We start from the raw sequence: 17,784 nt of genomic DNA, 5'->3' as shown, positions 1-17,784 counted from the left end.
TCGGTTGAATATGCTGATGCTCGCATTTTCGTGAAGATGGGTCGGGGTGAAATTTCGCCGATTTCTAAAAATGATTTAAATACAATACGTTACATGTTCGTAAGCGAAGACTTAACGCGATTGACTCAGGCGCGGGTGGCGTCTATCAAACTTGCAAGTTTAGCGGGGTCATTCCATGTCCGATCTCCCCCCAGGCGAGCCCGATCCCAAGCGCCTTGCCGCGCTTGAGAAAAAGCTTGCCGCGGTGCGGAAGTCACAGGAGCCGCCCCCGCAAAGAGTCGATCATCACCTCAGTCAGGCCAATATGGCGTGGCGTATGGTGATCGAAATGGTTTCGGGGCTGGGTATCGGCTTCGGCATCGGATTGGGGCTGGATGCGCTGTTTGGCACGATGCCCATATTCATGGTGCTGTTTACGATGCTGGGCTTCGCGGCGGGCGTGAAGGTAATGTTGCGCTCGGCCAAAGAGATGAACGAAGACCGTGCTGCCGAGCAGGCTGAGACGCTATCGGTTGCTGATGAAGAGGATGACAGACGTGACTGATGTGCCGCAGGATGTCCGTAATGAGTTGGTGTTTCACCCGATGGATCAGTTCATCGTCAAGCCGCTCTTTGGCGATGGTCCCGTGCATTGGTACACGCCCACCAACGTGACGCTTTGGCTTGCAATCTGCGTTGCGGCGATCTTCTTCATGATGGTGATCGGCACGCGTGGTCGCGCCGTGATCCCGAGCCGTGCGCAGTCGATTGCAGAGCTGGCCTACGGTTTCATCCACAAGATGGTCGAAGATGTCGCTGGTAAGGACGGGCTCAAGTTCTTCCCCTATATCTTCACGCTGTTCATGTTCATCGTGTTCTCGAACTTCCTTGGCCTTCTGCCGCGCGCCTTCACCACCACTTCGCATATCGCCGTGACCGGCGTGCTGGCGCTGCTGGTTTTCGTGACGGTCACCGTGGTTGGGTTTGTCAAGAACGGCGCGGGCTTCCTGGGGCTGTTCTGGGTGTCCTCGGCACCGCTGGCGCTGCGTCCGATCCTCGCGCTGATCGAGGTGATTTCCTACTTCGTGCGCCCCGTGAGCCATTCCATTCGTCTTGCGGGCAACATGATGGCGGGACACGCCGTGATGAAAGTGTTCGCTGCCTTCGCGCCGCTGATCCTGTTCTCGGGTGTCGGCATCGCGGTGACCCCGCTGTCGATCATCGCGATTGCCGCGATGTACGGGCTCGAAGTGCTCGTGGCCTTTATCCAGGCCTATGTCTTTACGATCCTGACCTGCGTCTATCTCAAAGACGCGCTTCACCCGGCACACTGACCGGATTTGGGATCACAACGCTTCACTATCAATTAGCCAATTGCAACCTCAAGGAGTGACAATCATGCAAGGCGATATCGTTCAAATGGGTGCTTACATCGGCGCGGGTCTGGCATGCATGGGCATGGGCGGCTCGGCCATCGGTGTGGGCAACGTGGCAGGCAACTTCCTGTCGGGCGCTCTGCGCAACCCCTCGGCCGCCGCTGGCCAAACCGCGACGCTGTTCATCGGCATCGCATTCGCAGAAGCACTGGGGATCTTCTCGTTCCTCGTCGCTCTGCTGCTGATGTTCGCCGTCTGATCCGGCACTCTTTTCCTTGAGGCGGGTGGGCTCATCCGGGGCCCATCCCGTGACCTTTCAGGGAAACCGTGTAGCAGGGTCGAGGAACGACATGGCAAGCGAAACGCACGACATGGCGAGCGCAGCCGCAAGCGGGCTGCCGGGCGCCGAGCCTATGCATACTGCCGATGCCGGTGGTATGCCGCAGCTTGATTTCGGGAGCTTCCCGAACCAGATTTTCTGGCTTCTGGTTGCCCTTGCGGTGATCTACTGGTTGCTGTCGCGCATTGCGCTGCCCCGCATCGCGGGCGTGCTGGGCGATCGTCAAGGTGCGATCGCAGGCGACATCGCCGCTGCCGAAGATTTCAAGCGCAAAGCCGAAGAAGCTGAAGCCGCCTATGAAAAGGCACTGGCTGAAGCGCGCGCAAATGCGCAAAAGATTGCTGGCGAAACCAAAGCCGAAATCCAGAAGGATCTGGATGCGGCGATCGTCAAGGCCGATGCCGAGATTGCTGCGCGGGCTGCAGAGTCGTCCAAGCGCATCATGGACATTCGGGATGGCGCACTGGCTGCAATTGATGCGGTCGCCAAGGATACGGCGGGCGAGATCGTTGCGGCACTGGGCGGCAAGGCTGACACGAGCGCTGTCAATGGCGCGGTCGATGCGCGGATGAAAGGGTAAGATGATGAAAAAACTTTCGCTTCTCTTCCTGATCGCCGCGCAGCCCGCTTTTGCGGCAACCGGCCCGTTCTTTTCGATCTGGAACACCAACTTCATCGTGATGCTCGCCTTCCTGCTTTTCGTGGGACTGGTGATCTACGCGAAGGTTCCGGGAACGCTGGGCAAGATGCTGGACAAGCGGTCCGGCAATATCCGCTCGGACCTCGAAGAGGCTCGCCGTCTGCGCGAAGAGGCGCAATCGGTGCTGGCCAGCTACGAGCGCAAGGCGCGCGAAGTGCAGACACAAGCCGACAAGATCGTGGCGGCTGCCAAGCGCGACGCTGAAGTCGCCGCTGAAAAGGCCAAAGAAGATCTGCAAGTGTCGATTGCCCGTCGTCTGAAGGCGGCTGACGAACATATCGCTTCTGCCGAAGCCCAAGCGCTGCGTGACGTCAAACACCGCGCCGTGGCCGTGGCTGTTGCGGCTGCGGGGGATGTGCTGTCCAAGCAGTTCACCGCCAAGGATCGCGCCGCGCTGATCGACTCCTCGCTGGGCGAGGTCGAAAGCCTCTTCAACTAAACTGGCGATTTGGCGCTAAACAATAAACCCCGGTCCAAGTGGCCGGGGTTTTTCTATGCCTATTCATGCGCGGTGAGCGCTAGCGCTCGTCGTTATGTGACAGGCGTAATAGGGCGGTAGCCTCATTGCGCTCGGCGCGGCGTATTACTGACATCTCGTGATCGACGAAATCCATATGCCCCGCCACCGCCGCGCGCGCCGCAACGGGGTCGCGCGCTTGCAAGGCTGCGTTCATTGCGCGGTGCTGATCAAGCAAGCGCACCCGAGTCGTGCGATTGCGAAACATGATCGCGCGATTGTAGAAAACGCCTTCGGCCAGAAGATCGAACATTGCACGCATCATGTGGATCATGACCACATTGTGGCTGGCCTCGATGATGGCCATGTGAAACTGCGCATCAATCTGCGCTTCCTCGGCCGGATTGCGTTTGGCATGCGCGGCTTCCATCTGCGCAAACAACGTATCGACGACCTTCAAATCGGTATCCGAGCCATAGGTTGCGGCGCGTTCGGCAGCCAGTCCCTCAAGGTCGCGCCGGAACGAAATGTAGTCAAACAGCGCTTGTTCATTGCTCGAAAACAGCCGGATCAATGCGGGCGAAAAGGCCGAGCCCAGAACATCTGCGACAAAGATTCCAGAGCCCGCCTTGGTGCATAAAAGGCCGGATTTCTGCAACTCCGCCACCGCCTCGCGCAGGCTTGGGCGCGACACACCAAAGCGCTCGGACAGTTCGCGTTCTGAGGGCAAGCGCTCTCCGGGGCGTAAAATGCCCTGCAAAATGAGATCCTCAATCTGGCGCACGACCGCGCTAGCGAGCTTCTCCGATTCGATTTTTTTGAACGGCATGTCTCCTCCCGATTGGTCAAGATATATGACCGCGCCCGGACTCAGACAATGTAAAAAGGCCGGGTTTCCCCGGCCTCTTCGAACGTAAGTGGCCCGATCAGTTGTTCGCGCGGATGATGAATTCGACCCGACGGTTGGCCTGACGCCCCTCAGCGGTAAGGTTCGAGGCGATCGGTTCGCTTTCCCCGCGCCCGGTCGTGATCACGCGATTATACGGTACGCCGCCCGATTCAAGGATCGAGGCAACCGAGCGCGCGCGCTCACGCGACAAGCGCATGTTATAAGCCGCATCGCCGGTGTTGTCGGTATGACCAACGACCTCGACGGTGGTATCGGGATAGCGGTTCAGACTGCCCGCGAGGGTATACAGATCGCGCTGCAAATCGGGTCGCACCGAAGCGCTGTCTGTCGCAAAGAGGACATCTTGCGGCATCGTCACGATCAACTGGTTGCCCGAGCGTACGACGCTGACCCCATTGGTGGTCAGATCGCGACGCAGTTCTTGCGCCTGGCGGTCAAGTTGATTGCCGATCGCACCGCCGATCAAGCCGCCGACAACCGCGCCCGCAGCCGCTTTGGCCAGCTTGTCATCGCCCCGCCGCGTCGCCCCGAATGCACCGCCCAACAGCGCACCAGTGACCGCTCCGGCGTTGCGGTTGGCGTTCGGGTCTTGGTTGGGATTGCTTGTCTCGTTGTAGCCACTGGGCACACAGGCTGCCAAAGCGATCGCCGCGATGGAGCTCAAAAGAATGGTTTTGGTCTTGAGGTAAATGGTCATGATGCTCGTCAGCCTTGTTTTGCGCCCCATGCAGCAGGGCTTGGCTTTGATCTAATGCAGAAAATTTGAGCAGGTTCCATCACGATTTACGCGCGGGCAGATTTCCGCCCATCACAGTTCTGAAACTGGCCAGGCTCTGCCGATCAAGGCTCGACGCCGTGGATTATTGCGCGGCGTCGGCGCGCGCGGCCTCCCAACCTAGCATTGCACGCTTGACGCCCAAGCCCCAGTGATAGCCGCCCAAGCCCCCGGATTTGCGCAAAGCCCGATGGCAGGGGATGAGATATGAGATCGGATTGCGCCCCACCGCTGTGCCCACCGCGCGCGTGGCTTTGGGGTGGCCGATCACGGTTGCAATGTCGGAATATGTGGTGACATGGCCCGAGGGGATCGCCAAAAGCGCCTCCCAAACCTTGATCTGAAACGGTGCGCCGATCAGGGTCATGCGCGCCTCGCCGCGCCCCGAAAGGGCTGCTGTGACCCAAGCGGTGAGCGGCTTGGGATCGTGCACGAAATGCGCCGCTGGCCAGCGTTTAGCAAGGTCTTCGAAAGCGTCGCTCTCGCCCATCTCGGCGCAAAATCCCATGCCGCATAGGCCCTGCGACGTGCCCATCGCGATCAGCGGGCCGAATGCGCTGTCAAATCGACCCCAATGGATCGTCACATCCGCACCGGCGCGCGCGAATTCCCCGGGCGTCATCGCCTCCCAACGCAAGATGAGATCATGTAGCCGCCCGGTGCCCGAAAGACCGGCGCGATCTGCCACCACATCAAGCGGCTGACGCGCCGCCAACAAGTCGCGCGCCAGATCAAGGCGCAGATATTGCTGATAGCGTTTGGGCGAGACCCCGACCCAAGCCGAAAAGAGGCGCTGAAAATGCGCCGGGCTCATCGCAAGACGTTCAGCCAAAACCTGCAAAGAAAGCATCTCACCCGCGCTTTCGGCGGCATCTATTTCTTGCAGGGCGCGCGCGATCAGACGGTAATGGTATCGCGCATCCAGGGAGGGGGCTTGGGTCATTGGCAGGGCCTTTCGATTGCCCGCCAGCTTAGCCAGAGCCGGGCAATCGTGCGACCCGAAAGCTGCGCATTCAGGCGGCCAATGTCTCGTGCTTTTCAATCCGCTCCCGGATGAACATATCTACCTCCCATTGCGCGAGCCATGCGCGCGCGGGCTGCTGGTGCGGGCCGAGCAAATAGGGCGCGACGGCAGAGCGCACCGCGGCAGGCAGCAACGACAGGTAGGCCGCATCGGCATGGACCGATCCCGTCCAAAGCCCAGCTGCCAAAATCACCTCGGGCGCATCAAATAGCAGGGTATATACTACCTGTCGCCCAAGCGAGGGGGTTGCGGGATTCGACAGATCGGTTGCGCGCGCAAACATTTCGCTTTCCCCGAACCAGATATCCAGCTCGGCGCCAGCCAAAAGCACCGGGCAGCCGGGACTGATGAGAAGGGATTGCGAGGGCTGTTCGTCGCCAAATTGACCGGCGTCTAGCGTAATCGGGCGTGACTGAACCGGCGCGCGGCGCGGCACCACATGCTGGGCGAGCCACACAAGCGGTTGATAGCCATTGTCGCGGGTCAAGACCTTGTCGCCCGGCCGCAGCCAATCAACTGGGACTTCGCCATTCTCGGTTGCGATCAAAGTTCCCGCACCGAGCGCGGGCAAGGTCGCGATTTCTTCGGGTGTGGCAGCACGTCCAGCCTGCCAATCTGGCTTAGAGACACTGTAAGTATGCCCCGGCTCCAGTGGCACGGAGGGGACAAACAGAACCAGCTCTGCGTCGATCTCAATCCGATCAAGGCGGATCATGCCGTCAGGGCCATCCAGAAAAAGCGGTAGATCGGCGCTCAGCGCCCCTTCGTTGACAATCTGACCGGCGGAGTCGCGCAGAATGACGTTCGTTGCGTTGGCCCCGGCCAGCGGCGCGATTTGCCAAAGGTCGCCCAGCGGATCAAAATCTGGCGCAAGTTGCCAACTGTTATTCGTCGCGTCATGACAAATGCTGCCGATGGGATACCCGTATTCCATTGCAACCCCTTTCCAATCCAACCCTTTGCGTTCAACTTTGCGATAAATCGGCAAATAGCGGGTTAACTGCTGCGCGGTCTGCTGGCGGTATTTGTTCTCAATTTGCGCAAAACCCCCATGGTTTTCGCGCCAGTCTTGCCCTTGTGCGCGCGGGCGGGCATTAGAGGGAATGGTCAAGCAATTCGATTACGCCACGATGAAAGAGGTCTTCGCCCGGTTCGAAGCCTCGGAGCCCCATCCGCAGGGGGAACTTGAGCATGTGAATGCCTACACGCTCGTTGTCGCGGTGGCGCTTTCGGCGCAGGCGACGGATGCCGGTGTGAACAAGGCCACACGGGGACTGTTTGCGCGTGCCGATACGCCGGAAAAGATGCTTGCGCTTGGTCTTGAGGGCGTGACGGAGCACATCAAGACCATCGGACTGTTTCGCCAAAAGGCCAAGAATGTCATCAATCTAAGCCAGATCCTTGTGGATCAGTACGACGGCGAGGTGCCCAGTTCGCGCGCCGCTCTGCAGTCGCTGCCCGGTGTGGGGCGCAAGACGGCCAATGTCGTTCTGAATATGTGGTTTGGTCATCCTGCGCAGGCGGTTGACACGCATATTTTCCGCGTTGGCAACCGCTCGGGTATTTGTCCGGGCAAGGATGTGGACGCGGTCGAGCGCGCCATCGAAGACAATGTGCCCGTCGAATATCAACGCCACGCGCATCACTGGTTGATCCTGCACGGTCGCTATATCTGCGTGGCACGCAAACCCAAATGCGGCGCCTGTCCGATCCGGGATCTGTGCCAGTTCGAGGAGAAAATTCTGTGACATCTTATCAGGTTGTCGGCATCGGTAACGCCGTGGTCGATGTGATCGCGCAATGCGATGACAGCTTTCTGGCCCATATGGGCATTGAAAAAGGCATCATGCAGCTGATCGAACGCGAGCGCGCCGAGACACTGTTCGCTGCTATGAAAGAGCGCACACAAGCCCCCGGTGGCTCGGTTGCCAATACCATTGCGGGCTGTGGCAATCTTGGGCTCAAGACCGCCTTTATCGGACGGGTACGCGACGATGCGCTGGGTCGTTTCTATGAGGCTGCGCTGCATGGTGAGGGCACAGATTTCCCGAATGCACCCGTCAAGGAAGGCGAGTTGCCCAGTTCGCGCTCGATGATCTTTGTGACGCCCGATGGCGAGCGTTCGATGAACACCTATCTCGGGATTTCTGCCGAGGTCTCGACCGAGGATGTCAGTCTGGATGTGGTGGAAAACACCGCGATTCTGTTCCTTGAGGGCTACCTTTTCGACAAGGATCACGGCAAGGCTGCGTTCCTCAAGGCGGCACAGGGCTGCCATCGTGGTGGCGGCAAGGCGGGGATTGCCCTGTCGGACCCGTTCTGCGTTGAGCGTCACCGTGCCGATTTCCGCAGGTTGGTCGCCCAGCAGATGGATTACGTGATCGGCAACGAACATGAGTGGGAATCGCTTTACCAAACAGACTTGGAAACAGCGCTCAAACAGGCCGCGAGCGAATGCGAGCTGGTCGTGTGCACGCGGTCGGGGGCTGATGTGGTGTTGATGCGCGGCGATCAGCGCGTCGAAGTGCCCGTCAAGCGCGTCGTGCCCGTGGATGCCACGGGGGCGGGCGATCAATTCGCGGCTGGCTTCCTGTATGGATACGCAACGGGTCAAAGCCTTGAAACGGCGGGGCGAATGGGTTGTATCGCTGCAGCCGAAGTGATCGGGCATTACGGCGCGCGTCCCGAAGTTGATGTCAAAAAACTCTTCGCTGAGCATGGCGTTATCTGACGCCCATCTGCAAATTTAGAAACGCGTCCATCATGGTTTTGACGGGCGCGTTTTCATGTCTTGAAAGGTGCGGTGTCGATCCGCCCTAGAGACGGTTTCCCGTCACCAACAACGTATTGAGCAGGCCAAAGACCGTGCGCACACTCACCACCGGTGATTCCGTCACGATCACGGTGTCTTCCGGGTTGATCTGGAATTTCCGTGCGGCAAACAGCCCCTCGCCACTGGTCACATCAAAGACAAAGGCAACGTCGCGCTGTGACGGACCGCTTCCATCGGTGCGCACCTGCTTGGCGTCATATTCGCGCAAGACCAGAACACCTTTGGGATTGGCGCGCGTATCGTCGAGCCCGCCGATCAGTGACATCGCCTCAAGTGCGGTGATCTTTTCCTGTTTGAAATGGATCAGGTTTTCCGTGCCGCTCGCGCCAAAGGCGGTGAAATAGCGCTGATCTTCCTGCACGACCACCTTATCGCCGCCGCGCACGACCGTGTTGTAAGACGCATCCGAGAACAATTTGTCGGCGCGAATTTCATAAGTTTTTCCGTTGCGCATCAAACGAACGAGCGGGTTTTGCAGCCCCGGTGAAACGCCCCCGCCCTGCGCGATAATCGACAAGATCGTGCTGTTGCGATCAAGCAGCGGATAGCTACCAGGTTTCGAAACGCCAGAGACAAGATCGACAGAGCTTTCCTGACCAGGCTCATAGGTGAGCTGGACCTGAGCCGAGGCGATGAAGGGCTGCAGGGCCGCTTCAACTTTGCGGCGGGCCGAGCTGGGGGACATGCCGCGGATGAAAATATCGCCGGCATAGGGGACAAAGATCGTGCCATCGGGAGCGACGCTTGCTTGTCTGATGGACGCAACTTTTTGCGCCTGATCGGTGAGTAGCGAGTTCTCGCTATTGTCCCAAATTTGTAGGTTCACCCGATCTCCGGTGCTGATGAGCGGAGCATTGGAGCCGCGGCTGGCAGCAAGCCAATGATATTTTCCAGACCATCCCGTGGCGGGCCACGAACCGAGTGCTTTGACATTGTCACGCTCGACCCGAACAACTTCAAAGGGGGCGTCGGCTTTTTCGTTTTGATCATGCCCAATGATCTCGTTGGTCATTCCGATGCCGCGTGGCAGGGAGCACGCGCCAAGCGCGGCGGCGCAAAATAGGGCGAAAACGGCTTGAAGAAATTTTTGGCGCAAATTCTGTGACTCCCCCGGGGTCTTTCGACCGCGTAGACTTCTTAGCGATTTTTCCCCGCAAGGCACATAGAAAAAGCTTTTCTCAGCGATCCGCCTGTTCCGGTTTCAGTCATCACGCATCGCGCGGAAAAAATAGTCGGTAAACGGTTTGATCAGGATTGAGGCGAGGCTGCGTGATCGCGTCGCAATGAACGCCTCGAATGGCATGCCGGGTTTCGCACCTAGCGGTTGAAGCGCCGCGTTGCTTTCCCGCGAAAGGGTCAGCACTGCAGTGTAAAAATGTGCACCGGTTTGCTCATCGAAAATCGTATCCGCAGAGATGGCGCGCACGGTAGCAGTAAAGTGAGGCGTCGTTCGGGTGTTGAAATTTGGAAACGTGATCGCTGCGGTTAATCCGGGTCGTATCCGGTCAATCTGACGCGGATCAATTTTGACCTCGAAGTGAAGCTGCTGCCCTTGCGGTACGATTGAAATCACATCGCGCCCGGGGGCAACGACGCCGCCAATTGTGTGAACATTCAGCGATAATACCCGGCCTGTCATTGGTGCGCGTATCACCAGACGACCCAACTTGATCCTGATCAGACGCAGCTTCTCGCGCAACTGAATTGCGTCCTGTTCAAAGACGCGGATTTCTTCTTCAATCTCTTGATGGCGCACGGCCTCGTCATGCAGGCGTTCAATCTCATATTCTGCGATCTGACTATGGGCTTTGGCAATGGCTGCCTCAATTTCACCAATCCCGCCTTCGAGGTTGGCGATCTCACGGCGCAGGGCCAAAACATGTGAGGCTTGCGTCAGCCCACGTTCATAAAGTGAAACCTGATCGCTAAGCTCTTGCGAAATAAGTGCGAGTTGGCGATTGCGCGCTTCAAGCTGATGAGTGTAGCCCTCAATCAGGGCTTCGGTCTGCTTCTTGCGTTCGCGCCACTGTGCGCGTGTCTGTTCGAAAGTCTTGCGTCGTGCAGCCACTTGGTGGTTTTCCGCCCTGAGCAGGCGTGAAACCATGGGGGTCTTATCCGCGACTTTCAGCAATTCTGGTTGATAGAGTAGCGTCGATTGGTCGTTCGTTGCCGCACGCCGCATATCAATCTGTGCGAGCGTATTGTAAAGGTCATTGCGCAGTAAGGCGCGCTGGGCCTCTAGGTCGGTGCCATCAAGGCGAATCAAGGGGGTGCCTTGCTCAACGTGATCGCCGTTCTGCACGTGGATTTCAGCGACCAGACCGCCATCAGGATGCTGCAGGATCTGCGTATGCGCCTTGAATGCGATACGCCCTGTTGTGACTACCGCGCCGTTAATATCGGTGACGATCGCCCACCAAAGCGAGCCGCCAAGTCCGATCGCCCAGGTCAGTATTCCAAGTATGAGAAATTTGGCCGGCGACCAGTCGCGCGTCATGCTTGCGCCCTCTTTCTTGGCTGCATGGCATCGGGCGCGGCGTTCATCATTTGAACAAGCACCTCATCACGCGGCCCAAAGGCACGCACATGGCCAGCGTCGATCATCAGAACCAGATTGCAATGCGCCAATGCAGAGCGGCGATGGGACATGACGAAGGTGATCTTCCCTCCACGGCGCGCTGTTGCGATGGCTTGGTTGAGGGCGCGAATACCTTCATCGTCGAGCGCAGAGTTGGGTTCGTCCAATACCAACATGATCGGATTTCCGTAAAATGCGCGCGCCAGCCCAATGCGTTGGCGTTGCCCGCCCGAGAGTTCCTTGCCGCCATCCGTGACAAGGGTGTTATAGCCATGGGGCAGGCTTAGAATCAGGTCGTGGGCCGCTGCGGCTTGCGCTGCAGCTACGACGGCTCGGGGATTGGTGTCCCGCGCGAAGCGTGCGATATTCTCTGCGACCGTTCCATCAAAAAGCACGATGTCTTGGGGGAGATACCCCAACAATCGTCCCAGCAGATCCGGGTCGTATTGGTCAAGCTTTGCGCCATCCAGTCGGATTTCGCCCTGCGCGGGGGGCCACAAGCCAACAAGGGCACGGGCAAGGGTTGATTTCCCCGATGCAGAGGGACCAATCACAGCGATAGTATCTCCAGCCTTTGCCGCAAACTGAAGGCCTTGCAATGTCGGGGCGCGCCCTCCTGGGGGCGCAATGGCAAGGTTTTTCACCACCAAACGGGCTTTGGGTGCAGGTAAATCCATCGGCTTGTCGGGGTCGGGCAGAGCTGCGAGCAGCGACGACAAGGACTTGCGCGCGCTCCACGCGCGTTGAATCTGTGGCCATTGCGCGACCGTTTGCTCAACCGGGCCTAACGCGCGTCCAAGCAGAACCGACCCGGCGATCATTGCGCCTGCCGACAAGGCGTTTTGCAAGACCAGCCACGCCCCCAAGGCCAACATTGCCGATTGCAACAAGATACGTAAAGACTTGGTCGTCGCTGTGATTCCGCCACCCAAATCAGAGGCACGAATGCGCGCTTTCAAGGCCTTGTCGCTTGCGGTGTTTCTGCGACGCATCAGGCTGGCGCGCATGCCCAGACTTAGGACGGTTTCAATTTCATTTCGCATCGCGGCGCTGCGCATCTCGGCCTCATCCAGGGCGCGCAGGGCTGCAAGCTGGCTTTGTTTTGTGAGGACCTGGTTGGCCACTGCCAACAGCAGAATCAGGATCGTTCCTGCGACCGCAAACCACCCCATCAGTGGGTGAAAGAGAAACAACACGCCCAAGAATAGGGGGGTCCAGGGCAGATCGAAAATCGTGCCAAAGGCCGGGGCCGCAAACATACCCTGAATTTGTGCAAGGTCTCTTTGCGCAGAGCTGGGTCGAGCGCGCGCGGCCGGATGCTCGGCCTGGCGCAAAACGGCGCGACATACCCGCTCGTCAAGGCGCGCGTGCAATTTCGCGCCGATCCGCGCCAGCACCCGACCACGCGAAAAATCAAGGATTCCCATCGTTGTAAAGACGAAAGCCACCATGCCAAACAGCACGATCAGCGTGCTTGTCGACCGGCTGCCAAGCACGCGATCATAGACCTGCAGCATGAACAGCGGGCCCGTGAGCATCAAGACGTTGATCGTTGCACTAAACACCGCCACCCCGACCAGCGCCCACGCCGATTCCCAAAGGGGAACCATCATTTCGCGTGACGATTTATCTTTGGTCATTTGTGATCAGTCCCAAGACAAGAAGCGGTGCAACTCTGCATGTTTGTGTTCGCCAAGAGTGCGTGAAAAATCTTAATGAAGGTCTTCCGCCATCACGATTTCGGCCATTATTTTCCTACAAAATGAACCAACTCGTCGGGTTCCAAGTGCCTGTACGGTCCCGGTGACAGCACCAAATCATGATTGCGGCGCGTAGGGGCCTGTCGTGGGGATGTTACACAAATTTCACTGGCTGAACGTCCATATTTCCTATATTCATGAAATATGGAAAAACAAATCTCAGATCAGCTCACGACCCTCGGACATCCCCATCGTCTGGCTTTGTTTCGCTTGTTGATGCGTCGTTATCCCGACCGCCTGCCAGCAGGGGAAATCGCACTGGCGCTGGGCCTGAAGGCAAGCACGCTTTCGGCTTATCTTGCGTCCCTTTTGCAGGTTGGCTTGGTCAGTCAAGAGCGTGCTGGCACGCAGCGTCTTTACCAAATCGATATGGAGTCCGTGCGTCAGGTTTTCGACTATCTGCTCTTTGATTGCTGCCGTGGTCGCCCCGAAATTTGCGCGCCAGCATCACGTGAAGAGGTGCGCGCGCCTCTCGATTCGGGGCGCAAATACAACGTGCTATTCATCTGCACCGGCAATTCGGCGCGTTCGATTTTTGCGGAATCTCTGTTGCGAAAACAGGCGGGTGATCGTTTCAACGCCTATTCGGCAGGCACGCAGGCGTCATCGCAACTCAACCCCTTCGCGCTTGATCTGCTCAAGATGAAGGGGCACGATATTGCGCCTTTGCGCGCAAAAAATATCGCCGAGTTTTCGCAGGGCGACGCGCCCAATTTCGACTTCGTCTTTACCGTTTGTGACAACGCCGCGAATGAAGAATGCCCGGCCTGGAAAGGCCAGCCGATCAGCGGGCATTGGGGCGTCCCCGACCCGGTCAAGGTGCAAGGCACGCAGGCAGAAAAGGCGATTGCGTTTCAACAGGCTTACGGGGGGCTCAAACGCCGGATCGAGGCGTTTACCGCGCTGCCAATCGCCTCGCTAGAGCGGATCGCCTTGCAATCTGCGATCGACGACATCGCACGCCAAACACAGGAACCTAAACAATGACCACTTATGCTTTGAACGGGCTCGGGCGGATTGGCAAACTAGCGTTGAAACCGCTGTTGGCGCGCGGTGCCAAGATCGCGTGGATCAATGACGCAGTTGGCGACCCGGAAATGCACGCGCATCTGGCGCAATTTGACAGCGTGCATGGCCGTTGGGAGGGGGCGTTTTCTCATGATGCGGATAGCGTCACGATCGACGGCACGCGGCTGCCATTCATCGGCACCAAGCGGATCGAGGATTTGCCGCTTGCGGGTGTCGATGTGGTGATCGATTGCACCGGTGTATTCAAATCCGAGGCCGCCTTAGCGCCCTATTTCGAGGCGGGTGTGAAGAAGGTCGTGGTTTCAGCTCCGGTCAAGGATGGCGGGGCGGCGAATATCGTTTTCGGTGTGAACCATGCGACCTACGATGCGGCGCGTCACCGGATTGTCACGGCGGCCAGTTGTACGACCAATTGCCTTGCCCCGGTGGTCAAGGTGATGCAGGAAAACCTTGGGATCAGGCATGGTGTCATCACGACGATCCATGACGTAACCAACACGCAAACGATTGTGGACCGCCCCGCCAAGGATTTGCGCCGCGCGCGTTCGGCGCTCAATTCGCTGATCCCGACGACGACGGGCTCGGCCAGCGCGATCACGCTGATCTACCCTGAACTGACGGGCCGTTTGAACGGGCATGCGGTGCGGGTGCCTCTGTTGAACGCCTCGCTGACCGATTGCGTCTTCGAGGTCGAGCGCGAGACCACCGTCGATGAGGTCAACGCGCTGCTCAAGGCGGCATCCGAAGGTCCGCTGCAGGGCATCTTGGGCTATGAGACCCGCCCGCTGGTCTCGGCTGATTACACCAATGACACTCGCTCGGCGATCATCGATGCACCCTCAACGATGGTCGTGGATGGTACGCAGGTAAAGATATTTGCGTGGTATGATAATGAGATGGGCTATGCGCATCGGCTTGTCGATGTGGCGATGATGGTCGGGGGCTCGCTGTGACACAGGCCCCTCAGCGCGCGGGTTTGGCGGCGTATATTGCCGTGACGGCCGCCTATTGGGCCTTTATGTTAAGTGATGGCGCGCTACGCATGTTGGTGTTGCTGCACTTTCATACGCTGGGGTTTTCGCCGGTGCAGTTGGCTTATTTGTTCGTCCTTTATGAAGTGGCGGGCATGGTCACCAACCTGTCAGCGGGTTGGATCGCGGCCCGCTTTGGGCTCAGCGTGACGCTGTATGCCGGGTTGGCGTTGCAGGTGGTTGCGCTGCTTGCGTTGGCGCAGCTTGATCCGAGTTGGGCTATCGGGCTGTCCGTCGCCTATGTGATGGCGGTTCAAGGCCTGAGCGGTGTGGCCAAGGATCTTGCGAAAATGTCCTCGAAATCTGCGGTCAAGCTGCTGGCGCCGCGCGAAAATGGCGGGTTGTTTCGCTGGGTTGCGGTGCTCACGGGGTCAAAGAACGCGGTCAAAGGCGTGGGGTTCTTGCTGGGGGCGGGTTTGCTGGCGTGGCTGGGGTTTGACGGTGCTGTGCTAAGCATGGCGGGCGCGCTGGCACTTGTGTTGATTGCGATCATATCCTTGATGCCTGCGGGGCTGCCGACGGGTCGCAAAGGCGCGAAATTTTCAGAAGTGTTCTCGAAGTCGGCCAACGTCAACTGGCTCTCGGCGGCGCGAGTGTTTCTGTTTGGCGCGCGCGATGTCTGGTTCGTTGTGGGCATCCCGATCTATTTTTACGCCGTGCTTTCGGATGGCACGCCAGCGGGAGATCGCGCGGCGTTTTTCCTTGTCGGCACGTTCATGGCGGTCTGGATCATCCTTTACGGTGCGGTTCAGGCGGCGGCGCCCCGGATCTTGCGCGCCGCCGCGCGTCCCGAGGCCGATCTGATCGGGGCTGCGCGCCATTGGGCGGTGGCGCTGTTCTTTGTGCCCGCTGTGCTGACGGTGGCGGCAGCGCTGGCCCCTCAACCCGCGCCATGGTTCACGCTGACGCTGATTGCGGGGCTGATGGTGTTTGGCGTGATCTTCGCGATCAATTCATCGCTGCATTCCTACCTGATCCTCGCCTTTTCGCGCGCCGAGCGGGTCACGATGGATGTCGGGTTTTACTATATGGCCAATGCAGCCGGGCGCCTGATTGGCACGCTGCTTTCGGGCCTCACTTATCAGATTGGCGGGCTGCCACTGGTGCTGGGATGCGCCGCCGTGATGGTCGCACTCAGCGCGATCTTTGCCGGAAGACTTGACGCGTCGCCCGCCTGAGTGCCGTTAGCTGCCGTTGGAAAGCGGGCGAATTTTCAGCTGTGTCAGGCGGTTATCCTTGCGCGCGGCGACCTCAAAGCGAAAGCCGTGAAAGGCAAAGACTTGCCCCTCGGTCGGGATCGTTTGTGCCTCGTGAATCACCAAGCCAGCGACGGTGTTGGCTTCGTCATCGGGCAGACTCCAGTCGGTTTCGCGGTTCAAGTCGCGGATCGTCATTGCCCCCTCGACGATATAGTCGCCACTATCGGTGGGTTTGAGGCGACGATCGGCCTTGGGGTCGAATTCGTCGGTGATTTCACCCACGATTTCCTCAAGAATATCCTCAAGCGTGAGCAAGCCGCGCAGATCGCCATATTCATCCACGACCAGCGCGAAATGGGTGCGCCGTTTGAGAAACTCTTGCATCTGCTCATCCAGCGGCGTGGTTTCGGGGATGAAATAGGGCTTCATCATCACCTTCGACAGGTCCAGATCGGCAACGCTTTCCAGCGTTCCATCCCCCCCGCGCACGACTTTTTCCACCGCGCGCAGCAAGTCCTTGGAATGGATCACGCCGACCACGTTTTCGCGCTCTTCGCGATACAGCGGCAGGCGGGTGTGGGGCGAGGACAGCACGGCCGTTAGGATCGCATCGGGGTCTTGGTTGATGTCGAGCATCTCAATGCCCGAGCGGTGCAGCATGATTTCCTCGACCGTGCGATTGCCCAGATCAAGCGCGCCTAGCAGCCGGTCGCGGTCCTCTTTGTCGACTTTGCCCTCGGATTGCCCGATCGCCAAGGCGCCCGCGATTTCTTCATGCACCGAGAACATATGCTGGTTCTTGTCGGTGCGCATCCCGAAGGCATACAGAATGCCGCGCACGATCATGCGCACCACCGCCACGACAGGGAACAGCAGTTTGGTGAAAAGCCGGATCGGCGCGGCCACTTTCGCGGCCACTTTCTCGGGCAGGGTGATTGCGTAGGTCTTTGGCAAAACCTCGGAAAATATCAAAACGAGCAGGGTCATCACCACTGTGGCCAGCACGATGCCGGATTGCCCGAACACCTTTGTCAGCAGCGCGGTCGCCAACGAGGCCGACAGGATATTGACCACGTTATTGCCCAGCAGGATCGCGCCGATCAGCCGTTCGCTATCTTCGGTCACCTCAAGCGCAACTTGCGCGCCTTTTTCGCCCCGGTCGGCTTGTGATTTCAGCTTGGCGCGACTGGCCGCTGTCAACGCGGTCTCAGACCCCGAAAAAAACGCAGACAGTGCCAGTAGCAGCGCGATGGCACCGGCGGTGATCCAGAAATAAAGGTCGAGTGAATTTTCCATGGCTCAGGTTATGGGGTGCACCGGGGCTCTATTCAAGCGCTGCGATCACGTTTGGCAAGGGGGTGATGTTCTAGCACAAGTTCTTTGAGGCGCTCGTCGAGAACATGGGTGTAAATCTCGGTGGTGGACAGATCGGCATGACCCAGCAGCATCTGGATCGCGCGCAGGTCGGCGCCCCCTTGCAGCAGGTGGGTCGCGAAAGCGTGGCGCAGCACATGGGGCGTGACCTTGGCAGGGCTGATGCCCGCGCTGACGGCAATATCCTTGAGCAGGCGGTGCAAGCCTTTCCCCGTCAGATGGCCCCCTTTGCCCCTTGAGGGGCACACGACCCGCGACGGCGGGATGCGGCGTTCGACCCGTGCCTCTTCCTCGGCGGTGTCCCGCGCCCGCAGCCCATCGGCCCACCGCCCCCCGGCCGGGGCCGCCAGCCGGCCCCTCCGGCCCGTGCCCGCCTCGCCCGAGTCTACCCAGCCGCCGGGTGCCCTCCCTCCCCTCCC

The 17,784-nt window shown here is 59.0% G+C and carries 19 protein-coding genes; 10 read left to right on the top strand and 9 right to left on the bottom strand.

The window, feature by feature from the left end; translation table 11 throughout:
* Positions 1–175 precede the first annotated feature (175 nt).
* From QZ571_RS12140 to QZ571_RS12120, 5 genes are all read left to right on the top strand, one after another.
* Positions 176–544 (top strand): AtpZ/AtpI family protein, encoded by a 369-nt coding sequence (locus QZ571_RS12140; protein WP_295535090.1) that lies wholly within the window; start codon positions 176–178, stop codon positions 542–544.
* Positions 528–1,313 carry a F0F1 ATP synthase subunit A gene (locus tag QZ571_RS12135; protein ID WP_295535087.1) on the top strand — a complete coding sequence of 262 codons (786 nt, stop codon included), beginning with the start codon at positions 528–530 and terminating at the stop codon, positions 1,311–1,313. Before QZ571_RS12140 ends, QZ571_RS12135 begins: the two co-directional genes overlap by 17 nt.
* Positions 1,314–1,377: 64 nt before the next feature.
* Positions 1,378–1,614 carry a F0F1 ATP synthase subunit C gene (locus QZ571_RS12130; protein WP_295535084.1) on the top strand — a complete coding sequence of 79 codons (237 nt, stop codon included), beginning with the start codon at positions 1,378–1,380 and terminating at the stop codon, positions 1,612–1,614.
* A gap of 91 nt (positions 1,615–1,705) precedes the next feature.
* Complete coding sequence (locus QZ571_RS12125) at positions 1,706–2,275, top strand: F0F1 ATP synthase subunit B' (RefSeq protein ID WP_295535082.1); 570 nt, start codon at positions 1,706–1,708, stop codon at positions 2,273–2,275.
* Positions 2,276–2,279: 4 nt separating this feature from the next.
* Entirely contained in the window at positions 2,280–2,834 is a 555-nt protein-coding gene (locus QZ571_RS12120; RefSeq protein ID WP_295535080.1) for a F0F1 ATP synthase subunit B, read from the top strand.
* A gap of 79 nt (positions 2,835–2,913) precedes the next feature.
* On the opposite strand, the gene QZ571_RS12115 is transcribed toward QZ571_RS12120, so the two are convergent.
* From QZ571_RS12115 to QZ571_RS12100, 4 genes are all read right to left on the bottom strand, one after another.
* Positions 2,914–3,681 (bottom strand): FCD domain-containing protein, encoded by a 768-nt coding sequence (locus tag QZ571_RS12115; protein ID WP_295535078.1) that lies wholly within the window; start codon positions 3,679–3,681, stop codon positions 2,914–2,916.
* A 97-nt stretch (positions 3,682–3,778) separates the two neighbouring features.
* Positions 3,779–4,459 (bottom strand): OmpA family protein, encoded by a 681-nt coding sequence (locus QZ571_RS12110; RefSeq protein ID WP_295535075.1) that lies wholly within the window; start codon positions 4,457–4,459, stop codon positions 3,779–3,781.
* Between the two features lie 163 nt (positions 4,460–4,622).
* On the bottom strand, positions 4,623–5,480 hold the full coding sequence (locus QZ571_RS12105; protein ID WP_295535072.1) for a bifunctional helix-turn-helix domain-containing protein/methylated-DNA--[protein]-cysteine S-methyltransferase: 858 nt from the start codon (positions 5,478–5,480) through the stop codon (positions 4,623–4,625).
* 70 nt (positions 5,481–5,550) lie between these two features.
* Positions 5,551–6,495, bottom strand: a complete 945-nt coding sequence (locus QZ571_RS12100; protein ID WP_295535069.1) for a Hint domain-containing protein — start codon at positions 6,493–6,495, stop codon at positions 5,551–5,553.
* Between the two features lie 169 nt (positions 6,496–6,664).
* On the opposite strand from QZ571_RS12100, the gene nth reads away from it, so the two are divergent.
* Complete coding sequence (gene nth / locus QZ571_RS12095) at positions 6,665–7,309, top strand: endonuclease III (protein ID WP_295535066.1); 645 nt, start codon at positions 6,665–6,667, stop codon at positions 7,307–7,309.
* A complete protein-coding gene (locus QZ571_RS12090; protein ID WP_295535065.1) occupies positions 7,306–8,292 on the top strand; it encodes an adenosine kinase in 987 nt (328 codons plus the stop codon). The genes nth and QZ571_RS12090 overlap by 4 nt, the downstream gene beginning before the upstream one ends.
* A gap of 85 nt (positions 8,293–8,377) precedes the next feature.
* Here QZ571_RS12090 and QZ571_RS12085 read toward each other — a convergent pair whose 3' ends face one another.
* The 3 genes from QZ571_RS12085 to QZ571_RS12075 form a co-directional block, all read right to left on the bottom strand.
* A complete protein-coding gene (locus QZ571_RS12085; protein ID WP_295535063.1) occupies positions 8,378–9,406 on the bottom strand; it encodes a polysaccharide biosynthesis/export family protein in 1,029 nt (342 codons plus the stop codon).
* 189 nt (positions 9,407–9,595) lie between these two features.
* Positions 9,596–10,891: an HlyD family type I secretion periplasmic adaptor subunit gene (locus QZ571_RS12080; RefSeq protein ID WP_295535061.1), complete on the bottom strand. Its 1,296-nt coding sequence runs from the start codon at positions 10,889–10,891 to the stop codon at positions 9,596–9,598.
* The gene (locus QZ571_RS12075; protein WP_295535058.1) at positions 10,888–12,612 is read right to left on the bottom strand and encodes a type I secretion system permease/ATPase; all 1,725 of its coding nucleotides are present in this window, start codon (positions 12,610–12,612) and stop codon (positions 10,888–10,890) included. The genes QZ571_RS12080 and QZ571_RS12075 overlap by 4 nt, the downstream gene beginning before the upstream one ends.
* Before the next feature lie 264 nt (positions 12,613–12,876).
* Between QZ571_RS12075 and QZ571_RS12070 the strand changes: the two genes are divergently transcribed.
* From QZ571_RS12070 to arsJ, 3 genes are read left to right on the top strand one after another with little or no spacing between them, the layout of a single operon-like run.
* Positions 12,877–13,719: a helix-turn-helix domain-containing protein gene (locus tag QZ571_RS12070; RefSeq protein ID WP_295535055.1), complete on the top strand. Its 843-nt coding sequence runs from the start codon at positions 12,877–12,879 to the stop codon at positions 13,717–13,719.
* Positions 13,716–14,714, top strand: coding sequence for an ArsJ-associated glyceraldehyde-3-phosphate dehydrogenase (locus QZ571_RS12065; RefSeq protein WP_295535052.1), 999 nt, complete (start codon positions 13,716–13,718; stop codon positions 14,712–14,714). Before QZ571_RS12070 ends, QZ571_RS12065 begins: the two co-directional genes overlap by 4 nt.
* Positions 14,711–15,970, top strand: a complete 1,260-nt coding sequence (gene arsJ / locus QZ571_RS12060) for an organoarsenical effux MFS transporter ArsJ (protein ID WP_295535049.1) — start codon at positions 14,711–14,713, stop codon at positions 15,968–15,970. The genes QZ571_RS12065 and arsJ overlap by 4 nt, the downstream gene beginning before the upstream one ends.
* Positions 15,971–15,976: 6 nt before the next feature.
* Here the strand turns inward: arsJ and QZ571_RS12055 are convergent, their stop codons facing one another.
* On the bottom strand, positions 15,977–17,287 hold the full coding sequence (locus QZ571_RS12055) for an HlyC/CorC family transporter (protein WP_295535047.1): 1,311 nt from the start codon (positions 17,285–17,287) through the stop codon (positions 15,977–15,979).
* Between the two features lie 32 nt (positions 17,288–17,319).
* Positions 17,320–17,784 (bottom strand): tyrosine-type recombinase/integrase (locus QZ571_RS12050; protein WP_295535043.1); only part of this gene is annotated, 465 nt, incomplete at its 5' end.

The organism is uncultured Thioclava sp., from assembly GCF_913064665.1.
Classification (GTDB): domain Bacteria; phylum Pseudomonadota; class Alphaproteobacteria; order Rhodobacterales; family Rhodobacteraceae; genus Thioclava; species Thioclava arctica.
Note: the sequence above shows the minus strand (reverse complement) of the source record. Positions and strands in the feature narration are given on the sequence as shown.

Coding starts and splice junctions, on each gene's coding strand:
- QZ571_RS12140 (WP_295535090.1), top strand. CDS start 176: ATGTCCGATCTCCCCCCAGGCGAGCCCGATCCCAAGCGCCTTGCCGCG.
- QZ571_RS12135 (WP_295535087.1), top strand. CDS start 528: ATGACAGACGTGACTGATGTGCCGCAGGATGTCCGTAATGAGTTGGTG.
- QZ571_RS12130 (WP_295535084.1), top strand. CDS start 1,378: ATGCAAGGCGATATCGTTCAAATGGGTGCTTACATCGGCGCGGGTCTG.
- QZ571_RS12125 (WP_295535082.1), top strand. CDS start 1,706: ATGGCAAGCGAAACGCACGACATGGCGAGCGCAGCCGCAAGCGGGCTG.
- QZ571_RS12120 (WP_295535080.1), top strand. CDS start 2,280: ATGAAAAAACTTTCGCTTCTCTTCCTGATCGCCGCGCAGCCCGCTTTT.
- QZ571_RS12115 (WP_295535078.1), bottom strand. CDS start 3,681: ATGCCGTTCAAAAAAATCGAATCGGAGAAGCTCGCTAGCGCGGTCGTG.
- QZ571_RS12110 (WP_295535075.1), bottom strand. CDS start 4,459: ATGACCATTTACCTCAAGACCAAAACCATTCTTTTGAGCTCCATCGCG.
- QZ571_RS12105 (WP_295535072.1), bottom strand. CDS start 5,480: ATGACCCAAGCCCCCTCCCTGGATGCGCGATACCATTACCGTCTGATC.
- QZ571_RS12100 (WP_295535069.1), bottom strand. CDS start 6,495: ATGGAATACGGGTATCCCATCGGCAGCATTTGTCATGACGCGACGAAT.
- nth (WP_295535066.1), top strand. CDS start 6,665: ATGGTCAAGCAATTCGATTACGCCACGATGAAAGAGGTCTTCGCCCGG.
- QZ571_RS12085 (WP_295535063.1), bottom strand. CDS start 9,406: ATGACCAACGAGATCATTGGGCATGATCAAAACGAAAAAGCCGACGCC.
- QZ571_RS12080 (WP_295535061.1), bottom strand. CDS start 10,891: ATGACGCGCGACTGGTCGCCGGCCAAATTTCTCATACTTGGAATACTG.
- QZ571_RS12075 (WP_295535058.1), bottom strand. CDS start 12,612: ATGACCAAAGATAAATCGTCACGCGAAATGATGGTTCCCCTTTGGGAA.
- QZ571_RS12070 (WP_295535055.1), top strand. CDS start 12,877: ATGGAAAAACAAATCTCAGATCAGCTCACGACCCTCGGACATCCCCAT.
- QZ571_RS12065 (WP_295535052.1), top strand. CDS start 13,716: ATGACCACTTATGCTTTGAACGGGCTCGGGCGGATTGGCAAACTAGCG.
- QZ571_RS12055 (WP_295535047.1), bottom strand. CDS start 17,287: ATGGAAAATTCACTCGACCTTTATTTCTGGATCACCGCCGGTGCCATC.